This is a genomic window from Marinibactrum halimedae (genome assembly GCF_021234875.1).
Classification (GTDB): domain Bacteria; phylum Pseudomonadota; class Gammaproteobacteria; order Pseudomonadales; family Cellvibrionaceae; genus Marinibactrum; species Marinibactrum halimedae.
In genome coordinates, this window is sequence record NZ_JAJQVM010000115.1 from 1 (window position 1) to 775 (window position 775).

Sequence of the window (775 nt, forward strand, 5' to 3'; positions counted from 1 at the left end):
TCTCCTCGCGGATCAGCCCTTGCCATTCGCTAGTGGTTTGTCGTTTAATCACAACCTGTTTTCAACGGTGATCTTCCCACAGGGGACTTTCACCCCATAAATTCAAGCCCATGCCGGGCGTACACAAACGCCTCAAACGTCGCGCATTTCATGCGCTGGACTCGCAACAAGTTGCTCGCCGTTTAGGCGGGCGTTAGGTTTCAGAACATATTATCGAGTAAAATTCATGATCGAAAGCATTACACTTTTTTTTGGCAATAAACCAGATTCAGAAAACCTTCACTTAAAACCAGCTCCGATAAATATATTTGTAGGCCCGAATAACTCTGGAAAAAGTTTACTCCTCAAAGAAATAGAGCAGTTGTGTAACAATCCAGAGCCAAATAGAAAAATAATAGATAGATTCGAAACAAAGCAATTCTCTAAAGAAGAGATATCTGAATTACTTAAGGGCACCTCTAAAAATAGCCCAACTTTGATATAATCTCACTGTTCAAAAATTTCAAGAGTTTCCTTCTATGTCTCAGCCCGGCTTTTTTGATTTAGATGACAGGTATCGCAAGTTAGATGAAAAAGATCCATTAGTTCATCTCAACAAACTGATATTTTGGGAAGCCTTTCGTCCGACCTTAAAGGAAATACGAAAGTCAAACCGAAAAAGCAATGCGGGTCGTAAAGCCTATGACGAGCTACTGATGTTCAAAGTACTCGTACTTCAGCACTTATACAATGTATCCGATGATCAGATAGAGTACCAAATACGGGACCGCTATTC

2 protein-coding genes are annotated in these 775 nt (G+C 40.6%); both read left to right on the forward strand.

Annotation, left to right across the window (positions count from 1 at the left end; all coding sequences use genetic code 11):
* Nucleotides 1–226 precede the first annotated feature (226 nt).
* Nucleotides 227–484, forward strand: coding sequence for an ABC transporter ATP-binding protein (locus LU351_RS20555; protein ID WP_232595954.1), 258 nt, complete (start codon nucleotides 227–229; stop codon nucleotides 482–484).
* Nucleotides 485–518: 34 nt separating this feature from the next.
* Nucleotides 519–775, forward strand: a 257-nt coding sequence (locus LU351_RS20560) for a transposase (protein WP_232593637.1), incomplete at its 3' end; no start/stop codon positions are given.